This is a genomic window from Novosphingobium ovatum, from assembly GCF_009909235.1.
Lineage (GTDB): Bacteria > Pseudomonadota > Alphaproteobacteria > Sphingomonadales > Sphingomonadaceae > Novosphingobium > Novosphingobium ovatum.
The window spans coordinates 693805-715531 of record NZ_JAAAPO010000001.1 but is presented as its reverse complement, the minus strand read 5'-3'; the positions used below and the strand labels follow the sequence as shown (position 1 = coordinate 715531).

19 protein-coding genes are annotated in these 21727 nt (G+C 66.2%); 8 read left to right on the top strand and 11 right to left on the bottom strand.

Annotation, left to right across the window (positions count from 1 at the left end):
- Window position 1: 1 nt before the first annotated feature.
- Window positions 2-667, top strand: coding sequence for a class I SAM-dependent methyltransferase (locus GTZ99_RS03275; protein ID WP_227711039.1), 666 nt, complete (start codon window positions 2-4; stop codon window positions 665-667).
- Between the two features lie 11 nt (window positions 668-678).
- Here GTZ99_RS03275 and GTZ99_RS03270 read toward each other — a convergent pair whose 3' ends face one another.
- The 3 genes from GTZ99_RS03270 to GTZ99_RS03260 all read right to left on the bottom strand — a co-directional run bounded on the left by GTZ99_RS03270 (window position 679) and on the right by GTZ99_RS03260 (window position 3731).
- Window positions 679-1833, bottom strand: coding sequence for a class I SAM-dependent RNA methyltransferase (locus tag GTZ99_RS03270; protein ID WP_227711086.1), 1155 nt, complete (start codon window positions 1831-1833; stop codon window positions 679-681).
- A 73-nt stretch (window positions 1834-1906) separates the two neighbouring features.
- Window positions 1907-3289 carry an NAD(P)H-hydrate epimerase gene (locus GTZ99_RS03265; RefSeq protein ID WP_161716832.1) on the bottom strand — a complete coding sequence of 461 codons (1383 nt, stop codon included), beginning with the start codon at window positions 3287-3289 and terminating at the stop codon, window positions 1907-1909.
- Window positions 3290-3293: 4 nt separating this feature from the next.
- Window positions 3294-3731 carry a hypothetical protein gene (locus tag GTZ99_RS03260; RefSeq protein WP_161716831.1) on the bottom strand — a complete coding sequence of 146 codons (438 nt, stop codon included), beginning with the start codon at window positions 3729-3731 and terminating at the stop codon, window positions 3294-3296.
- A gap of 207 nt (window positions 3732-3938) precedes the next feature.
- Between GTZ99_RS03260 and GTZ99_RS03255 the strand changes: the two genes are divergently transcribed.
- Window positions 3939-4433 (top strand): hypothetical protein, encoded by a 495-nt coding sequence (locus GTZ99_RS03255; RefSeq protein ID WP_161716830.1) that lies wholly within the window; start codon window positions 3939-3941, stop codon window positions 4431-4433.
- Window positions 4434-4437: 4 nt separating this feature from the next.
- On the opposite strand, the gene GTZ99_RS03250 is transcribed toward GTZ99_RS03255, so the two are convergent.
- The 4 genes from GTZ99_RS03250 to GTZ99_RS03235 form a co-directional block, all read right to left on the bottom strand.
- The gene (locus GTZ99_RS03250) at window positions 4438-5946 is read right to left on the bottom strand and encodes an ArnT family glycosyltransferase (protein WP_161716829.1); all 1509 of its coding nucleotides are present in this window, start codon (window positions 5944-5946) and stop codon (window positions 4438-4440) included.
- Window positions 5947-5987: 41 nt separating this feature from the next.
- Window positions 5988-6743: an N-formylglutamate amidohydrolase gene (locus GTZ99_RS03245; protein WP_161716828.1), complete on the bottom strand. Its 756-nt coding sequence runs from the start codon at window positions 6741-6743 to the stop codon at window positions 5988-5990.
- Window positions 6743-7597: a 4-(cytidine 5'-diphospho)-2-C-methyl-D-erythritol kinase gene (locus GTZ99_RS03240; protein ID WP_161716827.1), complete on the bottom strand. Its 855-nt coding sequence runs from the start codon at window positions 7595-7597 to the stop codon at window positions 6743-6745. The genes GTZ99_RS03245 and GTZ99_RS03240 overlap by 1 nt, the downstream gene beginning before the upstream one ends.
- 62 nt (window positions 7598-7659) lie before the next feature.
- Window positions 7660-9309 carry an electron transfer flavoprotein-ubiquinone oxidoreductase gene (locus GTZ99_RS03235; RefSeq protein ID WP_161716826.1) on the bottom strand — a complete coding sequence of 550 codons (1650 nt, stop codon included), beginning with the start codon at window positions 9307-9309 and terminating at the stop codon, window positions 7660-7662.
- A 129-nt stretch (window positions 9310-9438) separates the two neighbouring features.
- Here GTZ99_RS03235 and GTZ99_RS03230 point away from each other — a divergent pair, with 129 nt between their 5' ends.
- From GTZ99_RS03230 to moaB, 3 genes are all read left to right on the top strand, one after another.
- Entirely contained in the window at window positions 9439-10296 is an 858-nt protein-coding gene (locus GTZ99_RS03230; RefSeq protein ID WP_161716825.1) for a uracil-DNA glycosylase family protein, read from the top strand.
- Window positions 10297-10403: 107 nt separating this feature from the next.
- Window positions 10404-12197, top strand: coding sequence for a lytic transglycosylase domain-containing protein (locus tag GTZ99_RS03225; RefSeq protein WP_161716824.1), 1794 nt, complete (start codon window positions 10404-10406; stop codon window positions 12195-12197).
- Between the two features lie 37 nt (window positions 12198-12234).
- Window positions 12235-12774: a molybdenum cofactor biosynthesis protein B gene (gene moaB, locus GTZ99_RS03220; RefSeq protein ID WP_161716823.1), complete on the top strand. Its 540-nt coding sequence runs from the start codon at window positions 12235-12237 to the stop codon at window positions 12772-12774.
- Window positions 12775-12778: 4 nt separating this feature from the next.
- Here the strand turns inward: moaB and GTZ99_RS03215 are convergent, their stop codons facing one another.
- The 4 genes from GTZ99_RS03215 to GTZ99_RS03200 all read right to left on the bottom strand — a co-directional run bounded on the left by GTZ99_RS03215 (window position 12779) and on the right by GTZ99_RS03200 (window position 18584).
- Window positions 12779-13684 carry an arylamine N-acetyltransferase family protein gene (locus GTZ99_RS03215; protein ID WP_161716822.1) on the bottom strand — a complete coding sequence of 302 codons (906 nt, stop codon included), beginning with the start codon at window positions 13682-13684 and terminating at the stop codon, window positions 12779-12781.
- Window positions 13685-14590: 906 nt separating this feature from the next.
- The gene (locus GTZ99_RS03210; protein WP_161716821.1) at window positions 14591-15400 is read right to left on the bottom strand and encodes a DNA adenine methylase; all 810 of its coding nucleotides are present in this window, start codon (window positions 15398-15400) and stop codon (window positions 14591-14593) included.
- A gap of 158 nt (window positions 15401-15558) precedes the next feature.
- Complete coding sequence (locus GTZ99_RS03205) at window positions 15559-16653, bottom strand: phage portal protein (protein ID WP_161716820.1); 1095 nt, start codon at window positions 16651-16653, stop codon at window positions 15559-15561.
- Window positions 16654-16667: 14 nt separating this feature from the next.
- Window positions 16668-18584, bottom strand: a complete 1917-nt coding sequence (locus GTZ99_RS03200; protein WP_201742343.1) for a terminase large subunit domain-containing protein — start codon at window positions 18582-18584, stop codon at window positions 16668-16670.
- 158 nt (window positions 18585-18742) lie between these two features.
- Here GTZ99_RS03200 and GTZ99_RS03195 point away from each other — a divergent pair, with 158 nt between their 5' ends.
- The 3 genes from GTZ99_RS03195 (at window position 18743) to gpM (ending at window position 21621) form a co-directional block, all read left to right on the top strand.
- On the top strand, window positions 18743-19582 hold the full coding sequence (locus GTZ99_RS03195) for a GPO family capsid scaffolding protein (protein WP_161716819.1): 840 nt from the start codon (window positions 18743-18745) through the stop codon (window positions 19580-19582).
- A gap of 51 nt (window positions 19583-19633) precedes the next feature.
- Window positions 19634-20755, top strand: coding sequence for a P2 family phage major capsid protein (locus tag GTZ99_RS03190; protein ID WP_161716818.1), 1122 nt, complete (start codon window positions 19634-19636; stop codon window positions 20753-20755).
- Window positions 20756-20871: 116 nt separating this feature from the next.
- Window positions 20872-21621: a phage terminase small subunit gene (gpM, locus tag GTZ99_RS03185; protein WP_161716817.1), complete on the top strand. Its 750-nt coding sequence runs from the start codon at window positions 20872-20874 to the stop codon at window positions 21619-21621.
- Window positions 21622-21727: the final 106 nt, after the last annotated feature.

Sequence of the window (21727 nt, the reverse complement as noted above, 5' to 3'; positions counted from 1 at the left end):
GATGGCCACTCTGCCCCTGAACGATACGCCCGCGCGGCATGGCGCGCTGATGGATGATGTCTATCGCTGGCAACGGCACATCTATGACGTGACGCGCAAATATTTCCTGTTTGGCCGCGACCGGATGATCGCCGGGCTGGATCTGGCCGATGGCGCGCATGTGCTGGAGATCGGCTGTGGCACGGGCCGCAATCTGGCGCAGGTGGGCGATATCTGGCCCCACGCGCGGCTGTATGGCTTTGACATTTCCGAACAGATGCTGGCCACGGCGCAGGGCCGCCTGATGGCGCGCGCCCATCTGGCCCAGGGCGACGCCTGCGCCTTCGATCCGGTTGCCCTGTTTGGCCGGGCGGAATTCGACCGGGTGTTCATCTCCTATGCGCTCTCGATGATCCCCGACTGGCAGGCCGCATTGCACGCCGCCTGCGCCGTGCTGGCGCCGGGCGGAGAGCTGCATATCGTCGATTTTGGCGATTGCGCGGGCGTGCCGCAACCGTTGCGCGCCGGGTTGCGCGCGTGGCTGCGGCATTTCCATGTGACGCCCCGGCTGGACCTGTCGGAACGCGCTGCCGGCGCAGTGGCCACCCGCCGGTTCAAGATCCGCACGCGGCGGGGGCCGTTGGGCTATTATCAGCTGATCGTGCTGAAACGCCGCAAAAAGGGCTGATCAGTCGCGGTTCAGTCGCGGATAAAAAGGCTGGCCAGTTCGACATGGGTGGACCAGCGGAACTGGCCCACCGGGCGCAATTCGGCCAGACGATAGCCAGCCGCCACCAGCGTGGCCGCATCGCGTGCCCAACTGGCCGGATTGCAGCTGATATAGACGACGCGCCCCACGGTGCTGGTGGCGATACGCCCCACCTGTTCACGCGCACCGGCGCGCGGCGGGTCCAGCACCACCGCGCCAAAGCGGTTCAGTTCTTCGGCCAGCAGCGGGTTGCGGAACAGGTCGCGGTGCAGCCCATGCACCGGCAATTGCGCCCGCCCTGCCGCTGCCTTGCACGCCAGATGGGCGGCGCGGTCGGCCTCTGCGGCCAGCACCTTGGCCCCGCCCTGCGCCAACGCAAAGGCAAAGGTGCCAAGGCCCGAGAACAAATCTGCCACCAGCTTGACGCCAGCCAGCCATTCGACCGCCGCGCCCACCAGCGCCTGCTCACCATCCAGCGTCGCCTGCAAAAACGCGCCCGGCGGCAGCGGCACCGACACGCCCGACAGGCTCACCGACACGCCATCGGGTTCCCACATGCTTTCCGGGCCATAGCCCTGATCCAGCGACAGGCGGGCCAACCCCTGCGCCTTGGCGAAATCCATGACCGCCTCGGTCTGTTGCAGCCCTTCGACCGTCAGGCCCTTGATCGCCACGTCAACGCCCTGCTCGGCCAGCGTCATGTCGATCTCGACCGAGAGCCGCCCATCGCGCCGCGCCAACAGCCGCCGCAAAGGTCCCAGCAGGGCGGCCAGTTCGGGCACCAGCACCGGGCATTCCTTCAGGTCGATGATCTTGTGCGATCCGCCTTCGGAAAAGCCCAGCGCCACCGCGCCCCCCACCCGCGCCGCCCGCAACGAAGCGCGCCGCCGCGATTGCGCGGGCGAAAGATGCGCAGCCGTCACCACGCCCGGCGTCAGCCCCTGCCCGCTGGCGGCATGGGCCACCCGGTCGCGGACGAAATCGGCCAAGGCGTCATCACCCACATGTTGCAACTGACACCCGCCGCAAGCGCCGAAATGGGCGCAGGCGGGCGCGGCATGATTTGGCCCCGGCGTGATCGCGCCATCGGCGTCCACCATGTCCCCCGGCGCGGCCCCGGCGATATAGCGGCCATCGGCGGCCATGCCATCGCCCTTGGCGGCAAGGCGCAGGATTTGGGTCTGGGTCACGATGGGCACACTTTCACGTAAACGGGGATCAGAGGCAGGCGCGATAGGCGCTGGCCACGCTTTGCGCCAGCCCCAGCGCGGAAAAAGGCGCGTCCGTCTCCGCGGCCGCCGCGCCATGCAGCCACACGCCCTGACAGGCCGCGTCAAACGCATCAACGCCCGCTGCCAACCGCGCGGCAATCACGCCCGCCAACACATCCCCTGTGCCCGCAACGCTGAGCCAACTGGACGCGCGCGGTCCCGCCGCCCAGCGCCCATCGGGCGCGGCGATCACTGTGTCGGCGCCCTTGGCCACGATCACCATGCCGCTGGCCCGCGCCAGATTGCGGGCGCGGTCAATCTTGCTGGCGTCAGGGCTCAGACCCAGCGTCCGCTCCATCGCCGCCAGTTCGCCCCCATGCGGGGTGGCGATCGCGGGCACGGTCACCGGCATCATCCGCCGTGTCAACAGATGCAGCGCATCGGCATCCACCACCAAGGGCCGCCCACTGCCAAAGGCCTCTACCAGCGTGAAATGCCCAGAGGCGTCACGCCCCAGCCCCGGCCCGACCAGCAACGCGCCGATCCGGGCGTCTGTCACATCCACGGGCGCCACCACCACATCAGCGGGCACGGTCACACCCGCCACCGCGCCCAAAACCTTGACATAGCCGGCGCCCGCGCCCTGCGCCGCACTGGCCGCCAAGACCGCCGCGCCGGGCATTGCCCCCGCCATCACCGCCACCAGCCCGCGCGTGTATTTATGCGCGTCCGCCGCAGGCGCCTGAAACCGGGGCCGCGCCAGCATCTGCCCCGCGCCCTCTACCGCGCCACAGCCGATGTCCACCCGCCGCAAATGCCCCATCCGCGCCGCCGCCGGCATCAGCACATGCGCCGGTTTCCAAGCCCCCAGCGCGATGGTCAGCGCGTAATCGGGCAAGCCTTCGTTCAAAGGCACGCCGGTATCGGCATCCACCCCGCTGGGCAGATCAATGGCTATGCGCGTGGGGTGGCGCGCCGCCAGCCCCCGCAACAGCCCCAGATCCGCGTCCGACAATCCCCGCGTCAGCCCCGTGCCATACAGGCAATCGACCAGCACATCGCCCGCCGCCGCGCCATCCCCCACCGCCCCGCCATAGGCCGCCCGCGCCGCCATGGCCGCCGCGCTGCGCGGATCAGCGGCGACCACCACCGCCACTTGCGCCCCGCGCGCGTGCAAGGCTTGCGCCAGCACCCAGCCATCGCCGCCATTATTGCCCGGCCCGGTCAGCACCGTCACCCGGCGCAAAGGCCCCGCCACGCGCCAGACATACTCCGCCGCGCCGCGCCCGGCCGTGTCCATCAAGGCCTCGACCGAGGTGCCGCCGTCAATCAACCGCTGTTCGGCCGCGCGCATCTGCGCCACGGTCAGGATCTGATCACCGCAGCGCATCTGTTCAACGCAGGGCAAGGCCGCCCCCCGCCGCCATTTCCGCCACCGGCAAACGATAGCGGTTGCCGCCCACGGCCAGTTCCACCACACCCCTGCCATCAGCCCCGATACCATCGGACCACGCGCCATCGTCGGCCCCGTCCGCCGCCCAATGGCCGCCGCTTTGACGCAACACCACCACCGCCCCATCGGCATGGGTCAGCGCGATCACGCCGCCTGCGCGCTCCATATGACAGGCCGGCGCCCAGCCTGCCTCGCCCACCGCGCAATCCACCTGAGTACCCAAAGGCGCAACGGCGACCGCCTGATCCTGCACCTGCGCACGGCTGCCATCGGGGTGCCACGAACACCCCGTCATCGCGGCAAAGCTGGTCCACAGCCCAATCAGCGCGGATTTCATGCCCACCCCGGGCGAGGCATATTCGGCAAGGCGGTGCAGCACGCGGGACACTTTCTGAAATGGCGCAAAGGAATGCGGCCTCATACCCCCGTTCGCGCCACCATGCCACCCGCATGGGAGGCCGCCTGCGCCCGCCTGTCCCGCCTCAGGACATCTATGGAATTTTGCCTAAAGCCCGCTTGTCCCCTTGGCCATGGCCCCGTAGTATTACGGCGGAATATGGTTTCCCCATCCTGAAAGCCCGCCCCCATGCCCCGCCGCGTCATCCTCGGAGCCTATCTCAAATATCTGGTCTATGCGCTGGGCTGCACGCTGTTTGTCGCTTTGGGCGTCCATCTGCTGAACGAGCCCAGCCTGCACCCGTCCGACCGGATGCTGGCATGGGCATGTGTGCTGATGTTTGGCACGGCAACCGCGGTGTTCACCACGCTGTTGGCGCGGCCGCAAAGGCTGGTGCTGGATCAGGACGGCTTTACCATCAGCGGCGGGCTGACCAACACGGTGATCAGCGCCCGCTGGGCCGAGATTGACCGCATCTATGTCTGGCAACCGCCCAGCGGCGGCGGCTTTATCGCCTATGCGCTGGTGCGCCCGACCGGCGAGGGCAAGAGCCGCCAGACCCATGGCGCGCTGCCCGGTGGCTGGCCGATCAAGCTGGAGGAAATGGCGGCACTGATGCGGGCCTATCTGGACGCGCACCACGGGCGCGCGATGGGTTCTGCCCCGGCGGCCATCGCGGCGTAAGCGTTCAGCGCGGGCAATCGCCCCACACGTCAATGGCAAAGCTCTGCACCGCCTCGGCATAGTGGTAGGTGCCCCAATGGCGGCAGGCGCCGACATAGGCGCGGACCTGAGACGCCGTGCGCGGATTTTCCTCCGCCGCCGGCCAGTCGTGATAGGTCACCACCACACTGGGGCGCCACGCCAGAATACGCGCCATTTCGGCGCCCGTATCCCACGGACTCGTGTTGTTTTCGGGCGGGAAATACAGGTGGAAATTGTCCAGCAGCGGGCTGGGCGGCGGCGCCCCCACAAGGCCATAAAGCGCCATCGGCCCTTCATACACCAGCAGGCGCGGTGCGGGATCACGCGCGGCAATCCGCGCCGCCAGACCGTTCAGTACGTTGCGTGAAGCCTCTACCCGGTCGCGGTCCAGCGCCGGACTGGCCACCACCATGATCCACACCGCAACGCCACCCGCCACCATGCCATATGGCCGCCCCCGCATGGCATAGCCCGCCGCCAGCGCCACCGGCAGCAACAGCGGCAGGACATAATGGTGATAGAAATTGGGCACGATCACAAAGCCCACCAGCCCCGCCATCAGCCAGCCCACGGCAAACCACGCCTGCGCCCGCGGCGCGCGCCACAGCGCCAGCCCTGCCCCCACCACCGCCAGCGCAAAGGCAGGTGCGCCACTGATCGCCAGCGCCTGAATGCGGGTCCAATGGTCGTGCGCGGGGTTGTATGTCTTGGTCAGGTTGCTGGTGACCATCGCGTGCCAGAACAAATCAAAATGCCCCGCCGCCACATAGGCCAGCCCAAACAGCGCAAAGGGCGCACAGCCCGCCGCCGCCAGCAATACCGCACGGCGCGCCAGCAGTGGCCACGCCACCCCGCCCGCCGCCATGCGGCCCAGCACCCATATCCCCAGAAAGGCGGCCTCTGGCGCAACGGTCTGTTTGAATGTCAGGGCGAAACCAGCCAGCCCCATCGCCGCGATCACCCCGCGCGGGCAGCGCCCCGCCAGCAGATCCGCGTCGCGCCGCCAGATCAGCCACACCGCCGCCATCACCGGCAGGTTATAGAACACCGGGCTTTGCCCGCCGCCGCCGCCGAACATCGGCAGGCAGGCCAGATAGAGCGTTGCCGCGCCAACAGCCCCCGCCGTCCCGACCATGCGCCGCGCCGTCAGCCCCATCAGCCACGCCGTCGCGCTGGCCGCCAGCCAACCGCCGATCTGGAACGCCAGCACCGATCGCGACACGCCGCTCATCAGCCAATAGGTCAGGAACAGGCCCGGCCCCTTGCGGTCCCAGACATCAACATAGGGCAATGCCCAAGCATGATGGGCGCCATCATGCAGGCGCAGCGCCGCCACCCAATAGAACGTCTCGTCATTGAAATAGGCCAGATCGCCAAAGCCCGCCCCGCGCGTCAGCAGGCCAAAGCCCAGCAGCCACAGCGCCAGCCATGCCGCCCAACGGCGCTCGGCGGCCCGGTCAAAGGCGGGGATCAAGGCGGTGTCGGCGGACATCGCATGGTTAATGCCTCGCGCGCCTTAACATCGGGTGAGCATCATTCGCCCAGAGTAATCGCCACCTGATTGCATATCCGCGCCAGCCGCTCGGCCCATTCGGCCTGCCCGGCAGGCGTGGTGATCAGGTCCTGCCGGATCTCGATCCCCAGATAGGGGCGGCCATCAGCCTCGGCATGGCGGTTCATGGTGGCGTTCAACACTTTGCCGGAATAGGGCTGTTGATCGCCCACCACCAGCGGACCATGCGGCCCAACCTCGGCCTGCAACAGGGGAATCGCGATACGCGCCGCGCGCTCGTCCGCGTTATACAGCACCCCCACATGCCACGGGCGCGCCTGATCGGGATGGGTCGCCAGTTGCGGGGTAAACGAATGCAGTGACAGGATCAGCGCGGGCGGCGCGTCCATCAGCAACTGCTCCAGCCCGGCGTGATAAGGATCGTAAAACCGCGCCAGCCTTGCCGCGTGCCCGGCCTCGTCCATGGCGTTGCCGGGGATCGCGTGGCCATCGCTGATCTGGGGAAAGATCGCCGCGTGCAGATGCGCATCGCGGTTATAGTCGCACACCAACCGGCTGACATTCCCCATCCACCCCGCGATGCCGGGGCGTTGGCACATGATGTCGGCCACGCCCGCCACGCCAATGTCCACCGCGATATGCAGGCCCAGTAAGGCCGGATCGATCCCCAGATCAATGTCATCAGGCACACGCGCGCTGGCATGGTCGGACACCACCAGAATGCCGCCAAAGCGGGGCGTGCCGATCAAGCGGGCGGCCTCGTCGGTATAGGCCATCACCGCAGCCTTCCTGCCATCTGCCACCAGCCGGGATGGGCGGCCGCAATCTGCGCGGCCGCCTGCGCCATGGCGTCCGGCGTGTCGTAAATGGCAAAACAGGTCGCGCCGCTGCCCGACATGCGGGCGCAAACCGGCGCGGTCGCGCGCAAAGCGGCCAGCACATCGGCAATCGCCGGGCACAGCTGGATCGCGGGCGGCTCCATATCGTTGCGGCCATTGAGCAGAATGTCGCGCGCGCTGCCCTGTGGCAGAGGGCCGTGGTCGATCTGGTCCCACGCCTTGAACACCGGGCCGGTGGAGAGCGGCACGCGCGGATTGACCAGCAGACAGCCCGCGCCCAGCAGGTCGTGATCGGCCAAAGGTTCCAGATGGGTGCCGGTGCCGCGCCCGACCATCGGCTGGCTGACGACACAGGCGGGCACATCCGCGCCCAACGCCTCGCCGATGGCCTGCGCGCGGTCGGCCCCCACGCCCAGCAGGCGCAACACCGCCCCCGCATCAGCCGAGCCTCCGCCCAGCCCCGCCGCCACCGGCAGGCGTTTGTCGACATGGATGCGCAAGGGCGGCAGGGCGCCATCGGCTGTCCCACAGGCCGCCACGGCCGCCCGCGTCACCAGATTGTCGGCCACCGGCCCCATCGCGGCGGCAAATTCACCCGTTTCGATCAGTTCGAACGCATCAGCGGGCGCGATGGTGATCGCATCGCCCGCATCGACAAAGGCGAACAGCGTCTCCAGCTCGTGATAGCCATCATCGCGCCGCCGCCGCAGATGCAGCGCCAGATTGATCTTGGCATAGGCGGTGCCGGACACCAGGCCGGAAAGGGGCGCGCTCAACACAGGAACAGTCATGGCATCAGGCTTTGGCGCGGGGCGCCCGTTTGGGCAAGTCCCCCCGCGCCTCATGCCGATGATTACATGTTCGGATAGTTCGGGCCGCCACCGCCCTCGGGCGCGACCCAGGTGATGTTGCCGGTCGGGTCCTTGATGTCGCAGGTCTTGCAATGCAGGCAGTTCTGCGCGTTGACCTGCAGGCGCGGACCGCTGCCGTCGGGATCAACGAATTCATACACCCCCGCCGGGCAATAGCGCGCCTCCGGCCCGGCATAGAGCCGCAGGTTGGTCTCCACCGGCACCGCCGGATTGGCCAGTTGCAGGTGGCAGGGCTGCTCTTCCTCGTGGTTGGTGAAGGAATAGGAGACGCTGGTCAGGCGGTCAAAGCTGATGACGCCATCGGGCTTGGGATAGGCGATGGGCTTGTACAGGTCCGCGCGGCCGGTGGCCTCGGCGTCGGTGTGGTGCTTCATCGCGCCAAACGGATTGATCTTGAGATAGCGCGCCCACATGTCCGCGCCCGCCAGCACGGTGCCCATGTCGCCACCAAACTTGGCAACCAAAGGCTGGGCGTTCTGCACCAGCTTCAGTTCCTTGGCGATCCAGCTGTCGCGCAGGTTCGCCTCGTAATCATCCAGTTGCGTGTGTTCGGCGCCGCCGGCGATGGCGGTGGCGATGGATTCCGCCGCCAGCATGCCGCTCTTCATCGCGGTATGGCTGCCCTTGATGCGCGGCACGTTGACGAAACCGGCCGAACAACCCACCAGCACGCCGCCCGGAAACGCCAGATGCGGCACCGATTGCCAGCCGCCCTCGTTGATCGCGCGCGCGCCATAGGCGACCCGCTTGCCGCCCTCAAGGATGGCGCGGATGTCGGGGTGCTGCTTCCAGCGCTGGAATTCCTCGAACGGATAGACGTGCGGATTTTTGTAATCCAGCGCCGTGACAAAGCCCAAGGCGACCTGACCATTGGCCTGATGGTACAGGAACCCGCCGCCCCAGCTATCACTTTCGGACAAGGGCCAGCCCTGCGTGTGCAGCACGCGGCCCGGCACATGCTTGGCCGGGTCGATGTCCCACAGTTCCTTGATGCCCAGACCATAGACCTGCGGCTCGCAATCGCGCTCCAGGTCATACTTGGCCTTCACCCGCTTGGTCAGATGGCCGCGCGCGCCCTCGGCAAAGACGGTGTATTTGGCCACCAGATGCATGCCGGGCTGATAGTCGCCCTTGGGGTTGCCTTCGCGGTCGACGCCCATGTCGCCGGTTTGCACGCCGATCACCGCGCCCGCGTCATCATACAGCACTTCGGCGGCGGGGAAGCCGGGGAAGATCTCGACGCCCAGTTCCTCGGCCTTGCCCGCCAGCCAGCGGCACAGATTGCCAAGGCTGCCGGTGTAATTGCCATCGTTGCTCATGAACGGAGGCATCAGGATGTGGGGAACCGAGGTCTTGCCGTTCTTGCTGAGCACCCAGTGCCAGTTATCCGTCACCGGGGTCTGCGCCATCGGGCAATCGTCATTGCGCCAATCGGGCAGCAGTTCGTCCAGAGCCTTGGGATCGACCACCGCGCCCGACAGGATATGCGCGCCGATCTCGCTGCCCTTTTCCAGAATGCAGACCGACAGCTCGGCGTTCAATTGCTTGAGCCGGATGGCGGTCGACAGGCCGGCCGGACCGCCGCCCACGATCACCACATCATACGGCATCACATCGCGTTCGATCGTCATCACGTCATCCTCAAAACTGCTGGCGCACGCTGCTGGCATCCGGGTCGGGCGCCGGCCCTGCCATCAAACGCACATCAGCCCCCTTGTTGCTTTCGCCTTGATTGCTGGGTGAACACAGGTCAAGACCCGATGACGATGAATGCCCCCCCTGCCTCTCCCTTTGATCAGCCCGCAAACGCCCCTGCTGGCGCGATGATCGCCGCCGCACTGGATTGGTGGCGGCTGGCGGGGGTGGATCTGGACTATACCGAGGAACCCGCCCCATGGCTGATCGAGGCCACAGCGGACGAGGGCGAGCCCCTGCCCGGCGCCGGGCCGGTGCCAGAGGTCAACGCGGCCTATCTGGCCAGCGCGCCCGACCCGGCGCAGGCCGCCAGCGATGGTGCGATCGGCGGCGAGCGGGGGCAATGGCCGCAAACGCTGGAAACATTCGCGCCATGGTGGCTGAACGAGCCCAGTCTGGACGATGGCCATACCGAAGGCCGCGTGCCCCCGCGCGGGGAGGCCGGGGCCGATGTGCTGATCCTCCTCCCCTATCCCGAAGCGCAGGATGCGGCGGCGGGCCGTCTGGGCGCGGGACCGCAGGGGCAGATGGTGGCCGCGATGCTGGCGGCGGGCGGAGTGGAGCCGAATCGCGTCTATTGGGCCAGCGCCCTGCCGCGCCACACCCCGCATCCCGATTGGGCTGCGCTGGAATCGGCGGGCCTGGGTGGGGTACTTTTGCATCACCTGACGCTGGCCGCACCCAAACGGGTGGTGGTGATGGGGCGGATGCTGCTGCCGCTCGTCAACCCATCGCTTACCGGCCACAACCCGGCGCAATCCTCTGCATTTTTACGGTTGGTTAACGCAACGGGTTCAGACAAAGGTAACGAAGGTTTACCGCTCCTTGCCGCGCATGCCCCTTCGATGGTGCTGCAAAGGCCAAGGGCAAAGGCGATGCTGTGGCGTCAGTGGCTGGATTTCACCGCCAACAGCACGACATGAACGCTCCCGTCCGATGGGACGGCGGCAGGACAGTGACAATTGCAGGACGGTTACGGATGATCGCAGCGGGGGCGAGCACTATGGTTCGAACGGCAAGGCAGCGACGCATGGCCCGGATCACCGCTTGGGCGGGCGCGGTGCTGTGCGCCTGCGCGCCGTTGATGGCCCCGGTGGCACAGGCCAACAGCGCGGCCGAATATTTCATGGGCCGCGCCGGCCGCACCGCCGTCCCCCGCCTGTTGTCCGAGGATGAGCGCGCCTATTACAAGGACCTGTTTGCCGCGATCAAGCGCGCCGACTGGACGCGGGTGCAATCCATGTTCGCGGCCAAGCCCACAGGGCCGCTGCATCAGGTGGCGCTGGCCGAATATTATCTTGCCCCCACCAGCCCCAAGATCGATCTGGAAGCGCTGAACGCTTGGCTGAACGCGGGCACCAGCCTGCCTCAGTCCGAACAGATCACCGCGCTGGCCGCCAAACGCGGCGCGCTGGCCCTGCCCGCCTTGCCGCAGGCGCAGGCGCTGGTCACCCTGCCCACCACGCCGCGCCGCACCCGCCCGCGCAGCATCGCCGATGGCACCATGCCCGCCACGGTCGCCGCCGCGATCAATGACCGGATCAAGGCCGATGACGTCTTGGGCGCGCGCACGCTGCTGGACGGCATCGACAATTTGCTCTCGGCCGAGGCGCGGGCCGAATGGCGGCAAAAGGTGGCCTGGGCGCATTACATCGTCAATCAGGATGCTGATGCCTATACGCTGGCGCTGACGGCCGCACAGGGTGGAGGCGTCCCTGTGGCGGGGCCTTGGGTCGCCGAGGCATGGTGGACCGCAGGCCTTGCCGCTTGGCGCATCGGTGACTGCCAAAAGGCGGTCGAGGCCTTTGGCGGGGCGACACAGGCGTCGAACCCCGAACTGGTCGCGGCGGCCCATTACTGGCAATCGCGCGCCATGGTGCGCTGCCGCCAACCCGAAAGCGCGGCCGCCCCGCTGCGCGCCGCCGCCCGGCTGGACGAAACCTTGTATGGCATGTTGGCGGCCGAGCAATTGGGCCTGCGCCTGCCTGCCACCCACGCCACGCCCGATTTCACGCAGGGTGACTGGCAGGCCTTGCGCGACAATGGCAATGTCCGCGCGGCCGTTGCGCTGGCCGAAATTGGCGAGGACGCGCTGGCCGACGAGGTGTTGCGCCATCAGGCCCGCATCGGCACGCCGGGGCAATATCAGATGCTGACCCGGCTGGCCCGCGATCTGGGCCTGCCCGCCACCCAATTGTGGATGGCCTATAACGCTCCGCCCGGCGGCAGCCCCGCCCCCGCCATCCGTTTCCCCACGCCCAAATGGACCCCGGTGAACGGCTGGCAGGTCGATCCGGCGCTGGTCTTTGCCCATACGCTGCAGGAATCGGCCTTCCGCGCCACGGTGGTCAGCCCGGCAGGCGCGCGCGGGCTGATGCAGATCATGCCAGCCGCCGCGCGCGACCATGCGCCGACCATTGGCGTGGCGGGGACGGCCGGTGATCTGACGCGCCCTGAAATCAATCTGGCGTTCGGCCAACAGCATCTGAACACGCTGCGCACCGCGCCCGCGACACAGGGCCTGCTGATCAAGGTGATGGCCGCCTATAACGCGGGCCTTGCCCCGGTGGGGCGCTGGAACACGCAGATCCGTGATGGCGGCGACCCGCTGTTGTGGATGGAATCGGTGCCCTATTGGGAAACGCGCGGCTATGTCGCGATCGTCATGCGCAATTACTGGATGTACGAGCGGCAGGCTGGCGGCAGTTCAAACAGCCGCAGCGCGCTGGCGCAGGGCATGTGGCCAACCTTTCCGGGGCTGGAGGGCAGCCGTGGCGTGCGTGTGGCGGCCAATGGGCAACTGGCGGGGACGGCGGGCTTCTGATAGGGCGACGCGGATACGCCGGATGGGAGCATGAGACGTGGCCATTGATGAATCGCGGGTTTTCAAGCCTATCCGCATCGCGCTGTTGACGCTGTCGGATACCCGCACCCCCGAAACCGACACCAGCGGCGACATTCTGGCCGCCCGCATCACAGCCAAGGGGCACGAGTTGGCCACCCGCACCATCCTGCGCGAGGATGTGCCCGCGCTGGTGGCGCAATTGTCGGCATGGATTGATGACCCGGCGGTGGATTGCATTATCTCGACCGGGGGCACCGGGCTGACCGGCCGCGACGTCACGCCCGAGGCGCTGGACCAGATCATCGCCACGCGCGGGGGCAAGCTGATCCCCGGCTTTGGCGAATTGTTCCGCTGGCTGTCCTATCAGACGATCGGCACCAGCACGGTGCAATCGCGCGCCATGGCGATCACCTGCGATGGCACCTATCTTTTCGCGCTGCCCGGATCGAATGGCGCGGTCAAGGACGGCTGGGACGGCATCCTGAACGAGCAATTGGACAGCCGTAACCGCCCCTGCAACTTTGTCGAACTGATGCCCCGCCTGAAGGAAGCGTAAGGGATCAGAACAGCCCCAGCGCCGCCACCTGTTCATCGCTCATCTCGATGCCGAACAGGTCGGCGGCCATCTGCTGCCAGTCCTGCGCGCTGGCGATCTCCATCACATCGCCGCGCCCGCCGTGGTGCATCGTCAGCCGCCGCCCGTTCAGCGAGACAAACCCATCGGGCAGCACGATGCTGGCGATGATCGCGCTGGTGAAACGGGTGTTGGGCCGGGTGCTGGTCCAGTGGTTGGACATCTCCAGATCGACCGGCGCGACCTCTGACAGGTCAAAGCTGTATTGCGGCACCCAGGTGTCGGGCACCGCCGCGCGGCCATCGGTGGCCGACAGCGGGCCAAACCGTTCCAGCACCCATTCGCCATCGCGCGCGCCCGTCACGCCGATGCGCAACAGGCGGTGGCAGGCGCCATCGGCGGTCATTGCCTGCGCGCCATGCTGCAACGGCAAGGGCGGAACATAGGACGCGCCAAAGCCCGCGTCGGCAATCCACGGCTCGCCACCCACATCCACCAGCCGCAGCGTGTGGGTGCGCGGCGGGGCGTCTCCGGCATCGGGCGCAGCGCCGATCCACACCCGCCCCAGCAAGGGCCGGTTGGCAAAGCCCAAGGCGGCCAGCATTTCACCAAACAGGCGGTTGTGTTCAAAACAATATCCGCCGCGCCCGCCGGTCACCAGCTTGGCCGTGATGGAGGGCAGATCGATGACGATCGGGCGCCCCAGCGCAATGTCCAAATTTTCAAACGCGATGCTGGTGCGGTGCGCCATCTGCAGCGCGCCCAGCCCTTCGGGCGAAACGGGCACGGGCGCGTTCACCCCGATGCGCCGCAGATAGGCCGCCAGCAAAGCCGCGCCCGTGGGGGCGGCCTGATCCTGCGGGCGGTCACTGGTCTGTTGCGCGTCGCTCATGCCGGTGGGGTCCTGTGCACTACCGGAGCGCGCCTTAACCGCCCGCCCCGGCAAAGGCCAGTGACAAAACGGGCAAGGACGCAGCCCAAACCACCAGCCCCATGCGGCGGCGGGCCCGAAAAATCGAGCCCGCATCGCAACATCCATGTCCGGATACCCCAAAAGGGGTAAGTGGCGGAGAGGCAGACCTCCAAAAAAACGGCATATACCATTAATATCATGTCTATATTTTTTAGGCGTAAATCAAAATACCATGGATTTTACCATATAAGGCAAGGCATTCGCATCAGAGGCATTCGAACTGCCTCTGGCGCGCACGGATATGCATGGCAGCTTCATGCGCGACGGATGACTCCACTGACTGAGAAATTTCGCAGTTTCCCCACAGGACGCCTATACCAGACACTGGCAGAGGGGCTTGTTCGCAAGTTGGTAACATTGGTAATATCATATATTTTTCAATGCCTTACTAGGTCACATTTGGGTAATATAGAGGTAATCAGATTACCTTGATGATAGGTAATTTACTTGGATAGAAAATGCTCATAAAATCAAATGGATGACCAATCCTCCTAAAAATGATTACCTCCATATTACCTCTTTAAGGTAACCTGAAAAACGGCCGTTTTCTGCGGCTTTCGATAGCAGTCAGATAGGGCGATTACCGATATTACCTCATTGCGAAATGGGGGGGGCTGGCCCGGATGTATGATGAGGATTTCACCGCCCCCCGAGATGCACGATTTTCGATGATGAAGCGGCAAGCGAGGCGGGGGGGCGAGGGCGGCGCGCGCCCTTCCCCAGCCATGCCACAGCCCCAGCCCGCCCCGCCTTCTGGGCAAACGAAAGGGGGCTACGGCATCGCCGCAGCCCCCTCTCCGGGCATGAATGCGCAAGGCGGCCCAATCAGTTCGAGATGATCAGCTCCCGCGCCATGTGGGCGTTGCTGGTGCCGCCCACGGTATAGCGCACGCCCACCGGCTCGATGTTGAAACCGGCGAATGTTCCGCGGATCTCGGGCGTGTCGTTGATCGAGAGGATGAAGCGCCCGGCGATGCCGCGCAGCTGGTCGGCCATGGCGGCGAACTGATCGCGGGTGAACATCCCCTCGCCATAGTCCGCCTCGCAGCCATGGTAGGGCGGATCGAGATAGAACAGCGTGCCCGGCCGGTCATAGCGCGCGACAAAAGCAGACCAGGGCAAACGCTCGATCACCACGCCCGACAGCCTCTCATGCGCGGCCTCGATCATCGGCCCCACTTTTGAGATATCGAACCGTGCGGGCCGGTCCAGCGCCACGCCAAAGTTCCGCCCGGTCACCTTGCCGCCGAACGCGATGCGCTGCAGGTAAAGGAACCGGGCCGACCGCTCCAGATCGGTCAGGCTGTCGGCGGGCATCGCCAGTAGCTTTTCGAAACCTGCACGGCTGGTCACCTGCCAACGCAGCATCTCCATGAACGGCACGTAATGGCGCTGCAGCACCCGGAAAAAGGTGCTGACATCCTCGCTCCAGTCATTGATCACCTCACAGGCCGGGCGCAGGTCACGGCGGAAAAACACCCCGCCCATCCCGACAAATACCTCGGCATAGGTGGTGTGCGAGACCGCGCTGATCCGTTCGATCAGGCGCTTGGCCAGATTGCGCTTGCCGCCCATATAGGGGGCCAGCGGGCGAACGGCCGCGACAGGGGTCAGGCCGTCTTGCAGATTCGACATTGCGACTTTTGTTCCTTATACGTTCCCGCGCCGGACCGGCAGGCGGGATGGCACCGAGTCGGCGCCGATCGGGATCATGGTGGCCCTGTTCCACCGGCATGGGGCGCGCCAACGCCCCTGCCCCCGCCTCCATTTTCCGGCGACGGGGGGAATGGGAATCACCCCAGCCGCGCCGCCCGCGCCGCGCCCGCCGGGATCTTGGTGCCGTCCTGCTGGATGATCGTGCCATCGGTGCAGACGTAATCGCGAAACGCGATCAGCCCGACGCCAGCCCAGTCATTGGCGCGCAGCATCCGGCGCTGGATCGGCACGATCTCGGTCTCAAAAAAGGCATCGCGCGCCTCGCTCACCTTGCCAAACCCGCCAGCATTGTTCGGGATGATACCGATCAGTTGGGGCGGCACGCGCTGGGCGGCCAACAAGTCGTCGCGGCTGATGGTCTTGATCGCGGAAAACTCGTCCTTGGCCGCCACGTCCGAAATCGGGATCAGCTGCACGCCGTCCTTTTTGCCGCCGGGGATATTGACGAACAGGTTCCTGAAATTGCCCCTGCCCTTTGCATCGTTCAGGGCACGATCGATGGCCTCTGCCGTCTCGGCATCGGCCAACCGTTCGGACAGGTAGAAGATGAAACCGGCGTGCGCCCCGTTCAGGTAATAGCGTCGGCGAAACAGCGTGGCGTTTTCCGACAACAGGCCCGACTGCAACGCCGACAGCCATTCGGGCACGCCATAGACCTCCTGCGCCACATCGGGCTGCATCAGGTGGAACACGCGGTTGGCGGCGAATTCATATTCCTGCCCCACCGCGCCATTGGTGAACCAATATTGCCCCTCGCGCAGGCCCGCCCGCAGATACAGCGCCGGGGCATATTCGGCCCGCGCGATCCGCCCGGCCATGTTGGGCACCCATTCCAGATAGGCGTTGCCCATGTGGATGAAGTCCAGGGCGAAGCGCTCGAACGCGTCAGCGGTCAGCCAGCGCGAGGGCACCAGCTGCGCCACCAGCATGTTGACCTTCAGCGCGACAGCCGATCGGTGATAGGGCGACATGTTGAACGCCTGCGCGATGCGGCCCAGCGGCAGCGGCGGCTCATACCAGCGGCCATTGTGCCAGATCTCGAAATATTGGGCCAAATCGCGCTGATCCATCACGCTGACCGCATCGCCAAAGGCAAAGGCGCGGGTGGGCGCTCCGGCGGACGCAGGGGCGGCCTGATCGGTCAGGGCCACAGAATGGGGCGTGTCGGTCATGTCATAGGCTCCTGTCAGGAATAGATTTTGACGATGGCGCCGCCGGTCGCCTCACTGGTGGTCCCGGCGTCCAGAGGTTCGTTCGAAAGGGCGTGCAGAATCGCCCAGGCCACGTCCGCATGGCCGATCTCGCCATTGCGCTTGGCGATATAGGTCACGCCGCGCTGGCTGGCGGTCAGCGCCGGGCGGATCGCCATGAAGGCGGCCATCACATCGGTCCAATTCTCGTCAAACTCGATGCGGCCCGCGCTGAACACATGCTGGCCCTTGATCACCAACGCGGTCTTGCTGGCCACGGAATAGTCGATGCGCCGCACACGCGGGAACCAGTGGCTGACCAGCTCGTGCACGGCCAGCCCGTGCCCCGTGGTGTCGATGGCGATGTCCTGCACGTTGTATCGGGCGCAGACCTGCTTGATCGCATCGGCCTGCCCGGCAAAATTCCGCCCATTCATGCGCAGCTTTTCCAGCACGCGGAACTTGCCCTTGCCGGGCTGTTCGGGCGGGGCCACCACCACCAGCGCGGCATCGTCGCGCCCCTGTTTGTTGGGGTCGTATCCGATCCACACCGGCTTGTCGCCAAAGGGCCGCCCGCCCGGCATTTCGACCAGCGCGGGCTTGAAATCGCGCCACCGCTGGAAACTGTCGACCCGCGCCGGCGCGATGCGGGAGAACGGGAAACTGCTCTCGCTGTCATCGACAAACTGGCAGTTATAGAGGTTCTCGAACTCCTCCTCGCTGCATTCGTCGCGCAGCTCCTCCTTGTTGATGCGGGCGCCCGCGCCGCCCGCGATCGCATCGTCCAGCGTGACGATCTGGCACCAGCTGCCATCCGGCATGATTGCGCCATGGCGCAGGTTGCGGTGGGAAACGTCGAACTGGCGCTGCTTGTCCCTCTTGCGCCCCCGGTTCCACTCCTCGCCGCTCCAATAGGCGTGGGCCTCATGCGTCTTGGTGCTGGGGGTCGAGAAATAGGTGCGCTTGTAGGACGTGAGCGTGGCCATCGCCGAGGCGACTTTGCGCAACTGGCGAAAGCCATGGACCCAGAAGAATTCGTCGAAATACAGGTCGCCCGTTTCGCCCTGGGCGGTGTTGCTGTTGGTCGACACCGGATACAGGCCGACATCGTCCAGCCGGATTTCCGCCGTGCCCGCCGCCTCATCCGCCGGGTGCAGCCCGGAAAAGTCCAGCATGACGGGATTGCCTTTCAGCTCGACCCCGGTCACGCGCTTCACCCATCCGGTGATCTCGCGGATGAACTTCTTGGCCTGCCGCTCACTGGCCGACAGGAAAATCTGGTTGCGCGGCTGCTCCCCGGCCAGCACGGCCTCGGCAATCTTGGCCATCGCCTCGCGGGCGAAATACCATGTCGCACCGATCTGGCGGCTCTTCAGGATCTTGCGGGTGCGCTGTTCACGCTGCGCCCACCAGCCATCCTGATAGGCGTCATTCTTCTCGTGGAAATCATCCAGAAGCGCGGCCCACTGCTCCTGCGTCAGGTGGTTCTTGCGCTTCTCGGCCCGCTTGGCCTTGGCCTCGTCATTGTTCCGGCGACCGATCTTCTCGTTCAGATCGCCCTCTTTGCCGGTCTCGTTATATTTGCGGATGCGGGCGGCTCGCTCCATCTGGCGCATCAGGAAATCGACGCGCTTCATGTCGCCTTCGGTCAGCGGCTCCTTGACCAGATAGGTGGCAATCGCCAGCTCCAGATGGTCCTCCACCACCTCCAGCGGGCTGTCGTCATCCCATTTGTGCCGCACCTTCCAGCTTTGGACGGTGTTCGCATTGACGCCCAGCTCGGCCGCGATCTGCGTCACGCTCCACCCACGATGATACAGCGATTTGGCCTGTCGGTTTTGCGCGCGCATCACCTGCCGGCTGGGTGCGGCGGTGGGCGTGTCGTCGGGATCTGGGGCGGCGGCGGGCGGCATGTGCCTGCCATGCACCCCAGCCCCCCGCCCGCGCGAACGCCTGACCCGGTAAAGCGCGCCATTACCGCGCCCGCGCGTTGCAGCATCGCCCCAGCCCCGCCCATCAGGGACGCATTGATCGCCCCGCCCTGATCATCACCCCAACGGGAGCTGCCCGAATGAAGACCAAACCGATCCTGCTGGCCACCGCCGGTTCCACCGTGGATGGCCGCGAAATCACCGACATGGAGCTGGAACAGATCGTCTCCAGCTTTGACCCCAAGACCTATGGCGCGCGGGTCAATCTGGAACACATTCGCGGCATCAGCGGTCAGGCCCCGTTTCAGGCCTATGGCGATGTGCTGTCGGTCTCGCTGGGCGAAGTGGACGTCAACTTCAACGGCAAGATGGAGAAGCGCAAGGCGCTGTTCGGCGTTCTGGACCTGACCGACAATGCCAAGGCGCTGATCGACGCGGGCCAAAAGGTCTATCCCTCGATCGAGATCTTGCCGAATTTCGGGGGCAAGGGTTTCAGCTATCTGGGCGGTGTGGCCCTGACCGACAGCCCGGCCGCCATCGCCACCGAACGGATGCAGTTCAACCGCTTCCGCCCCGACGCGACGGTGCTGTCTGCCGATGCCGCCACCGCGATCGAGGCCGACGATGGCGAAGGCACCACCGAAAGCGTCAGGGGTCTGATCGCCGGCTTCTCGGCCATGCTGGACAAGGTCGCCGCGACCTTCGCACCCAAGGTCGAGAACCAGACCCAGCCCGAAACGCCCGCCACCCCCGCCCCGGCGGATTTCAGCGCCCTGCGCCCCGCGCTCGAGGCATTTGGCCAAACCGTTGCCGCCTCGATCGAAGGCCTGCGCACCGAATTCCGCGCCGAGGCCGACACGCTGGCGGTCAAGCTGAAGAAGCTGGAGGAGACGCGCGAAACCACGCCCGCCACCAGTTTCCGCGCCCGCCCACTGGCCGATGGCAACGCCCAGAACACCGGCGCCTACGCCGGGTTCTGATCCCCCTTCCACGCCGCCGCCCCGCACCCCTTCCGACACAGGACATTTCCCATGGGTTACACTCTTTCCGATCGCGGCCGTCTGGCGCTGGACAACATGTTCGCTCAGGTGCTGGCCGCCAACAATGGCCGCGACATCGCCCGCCAGTTCACTCTGGCCCCCTCGGTCGAACAGCGGCTCGAGGATCTCCAGCGCGAAAACGTGGGTTTCCTCTCCCGCGTCAACGTCATCCCCCAGCGCGATCTCAAGGGTCAGGTGCTGGGCCTCGGCACGGTCAACATGGTCGGCTCGCGCCGCTCGCGCGCCAATCTGCCGCGTCAGGCGCGCTATGCCGGGCAGATGCAGGACCGCAGCTGGGAGGCCTTCCCCACCCTGTTCGACACCATGCTGCCGTGGGAAATGATCGACGCCTGGTCACGCTTCCCGGATTTCGGCGCGCGCTATGCCCGCCATGTCGCGATCTCGGTCGCCTGCACCCGGATCATGACCGGTTGGAACGGTGTCGAGGCGGCCGATGACACCGATGCCGAGGAGCACCCGTTGGGTGAAGACCTGAACATCGGGTGGCTGCAAAAGCTGCGTCTGGAAAAGCCCGACCATGTGATGGGCCGCGCCACGGTCACGGCGGGCGGCAAGACCACCGCCACCGGCGCCGCCGCCCCGATCTACATCGGTGCCGGGGCTGACCATGACGATGGCGACTACAAGAACCTCGATGCGCTGGCCTATGACCTGATCGCGGGTATGCCCAGCTGGGCGCGCGCCAGCACCGATCATGTCGTGGTGGTGTCGCAGGATCTGGTGGACGAGAAATACTTCCCGATGATCAACCGCCCGCTGGCCGACACGATCGACGGCGGCAAATCGACCAGCGACCAGACGGTGACCGACATCGTCATGTCGACCAAGCAGCTCGGCGGGCGCCCGGTGGCTATGGCGCCATTCTTCCCCGAGGGTACGATGCTGGTCACCCCGTTGGGCAAGGCGAACGCCTCCGACAGCTCGAACCTGTCGATCTACTATCAGGAAGGGTCGCGCCGCCGCTACGTCAAGGACGAGCCGGAAAACATGGCCGCGCTGGTCGACTATAACAGCGTCAACGAATGCTATGTGATCGAAAGCGCCGACCACGCGGTGCTGGCCGAAAACATCACCTTCGCCGCCCGCCCGTAACGCCTCCGCTGCGATGACGGCCCACCTGCCGTGGCAGGCGGATGGGCAACAGCCACACTCCACCGGCGCGGATGCCACAGGCCGCGCCGGACCATTCCAGACAGGATCGCCCCGCCATGGTCAGCCCATTCCGCCGCCACCAGATGCATGTTCGTGGCCTCACCTCTGGCGCCACGGTGCGCGCCGCGTCCATCGCCCCCGATATCCGCCCCGACACGCCGCAGGGGCTGGAATATGCCGCCCTGCGCGTTGCCCTGCATGATCAGCTGCGGACGCTGCACGACATCCAAAGCATCGAGGCCCGCAACCCCAAGAAGCGCGAATATGCCCAGACCTATGCCGATTGGATCGATGGCGTCCTGACCGCTGGCGAACAGGCCGGCACCGCCGCCCAGGACGAAATCCTGATCACCAATATGATCTGGGCCATCGACTATCGCGATCTGGACTATGCGCTGGCGCTGGCCACCCACGCCATCCGCTTCAATCTGGCCATGCCCGAACGGTTCAAACGCTCGGTCGCCAGCTTTGTCGCCGAACAGGTGGCCGAACTGGCGCTGGCCACGGCCGAGGCGGTCACGCTGGAACAGCTGATGCGCGTGGCCGAAATGATCGACGGCGCCGACATGCACGATCCGATCCGGGCCAAGCTGTATAAGGCCATCGCCCGCGCCATGGCCGCCCGCGCCGACACGTTCGATCCCACCGCCGACAATGCGCCTGCCGGGGGCAAGGCCGCCTATCTGGATCAGGCCATGGGCTATTACACCCGCGCCGCCAAACTGGACCCCGGCGTGGGCGTGAAAAAGGACATTCAGGCCGTCGAGCGCGCGCAAAAAGCGCTCGCCAAAGAAGCCGCCAGCTAACCCTCTCCGCCCCCGGCGCTCGGGGGGCGGTTGGCGCTGTCCTGGTCTGGCCTGCCACGATCCGAACAACCCCATCCTCACCCCCCGTAAACCGGCAACAGAAAGC

Coding starts and splice junctions, on each gene's coding strand:
- GTZ99_RS03255 (WP_161716830.1), top strand. CDS start 3,939: ATGCCCCGCCGCGTCATCCTCGGAGCCTATCTCAAATATCTGGTCTAT.
- GTZ99_RS03195 (WP_161716819.1), top strand. CDS start 18,743: ATGAAGACCAAACCGATCCTGCTGGCCACCGCCGGTTCCACCGTGGAT.
- GTZ99_RS03275 (WP_227711039.1), top strand. CDS start 2: ATGGCCACTCTGCCCCTGAACGATACGCCCGCGCGGCATGGCGCGCTG.
- GTZ99_RS03205 (WP_161716820.1), bottom strand. CDS start 16,653: ATGACCGACACGCCCCATTCTGTGGCCCTGACCGATCAGGCCGCCCCT.
- gpM (WP_161716817.1), top strand. CDS start 20,872: ATGGTCAGCCCATTCCGCCGCCACCAGATGCATGTTCGTGGCCTCACC.
- GTZ99_RS03235 (WP_161716826.1), bottom strand. CDS start 9,309: ATGACGATCGAACGCGATGTGATGCCGTATGATGTGGTGATCGTGGGC.
- GTZ99_RS03245 (WP_161716828.1), bottom strand. CDS start 6,743: ATGGCCTATACCGACGAGGCCGCCCGCTTGATCGGCACGCCCCGCTTT.
- GTZ99_RS03250 (WP_161716829.1), bottom strand. CDS start 5,946: ATGTCCGCCGACACCGCCTTGATCCCCGCCTTTGACCGGGCCGCCGAG.
- GTZ99_RS03230 (WP_161716825.1), top strand. CDS start 9,439: ATGACGATGAATGCCCCCCCTGCCTCTCCCTTTGATCAGCCCGCAAAC.
- GTZ99_RS03215 (WP_161716822.1), bottom strand. CDS start 13,684: ATGAGCGACGCGCAACAGACCAGTGACCGCCCGCAGGATCAGGCCGCC.
- GTZ99_RS03210 (WP_161716821.1), bottom strand. CDS start 15,400: ATGTCGAATCTGCAAGACGGCCTGACCCCTGTCGCGGCCGTTCGCCCG.
- GTZ99_RS03265 (WP_161716832.1), bottom strand. CDS start 3,289: ATGCGCTGCGGTGATCAGATCCTGACCGTGGCGCAGATGCGCGCGGCC.
- GTZ99_RS03200 (WP_201742343.1), bottom strand. CDS start 18,584: ATGCCGCCCGCCGCCGCCCCAGATCCCGACGACACGCCCACCGCCGCA.
- GTZ99_RS03240 (WP_161716827.1), bottom strand. CDS start 7,597: ATGACTGTTCCTGTGTTGAGCGCGCCCCTTTCCGGCCTGGTGTCCGGC.
- GTZ99_RS03270 (WP_227711086.1), bottom strand. CDS start 1,833: ATGGCCGCCGATGGCCGCTATATCGCCGGGGCCGCGCCGGGGGACATG.
- GTZ99_RS03225 (WP_161716824.1), top strand. CDS start 10,404: ATGGCCCGGATCACCGCTTGGGCGGGCGCGGTGCTGTGCGCCTGCGCG.
- GTZ99_RS03190 (WP_161716818.1), top strand. CDS start 19,634: ATGGGTTACACTCTTTCCGATCGCGGCCGTCTGGCGCTGGACAACATG.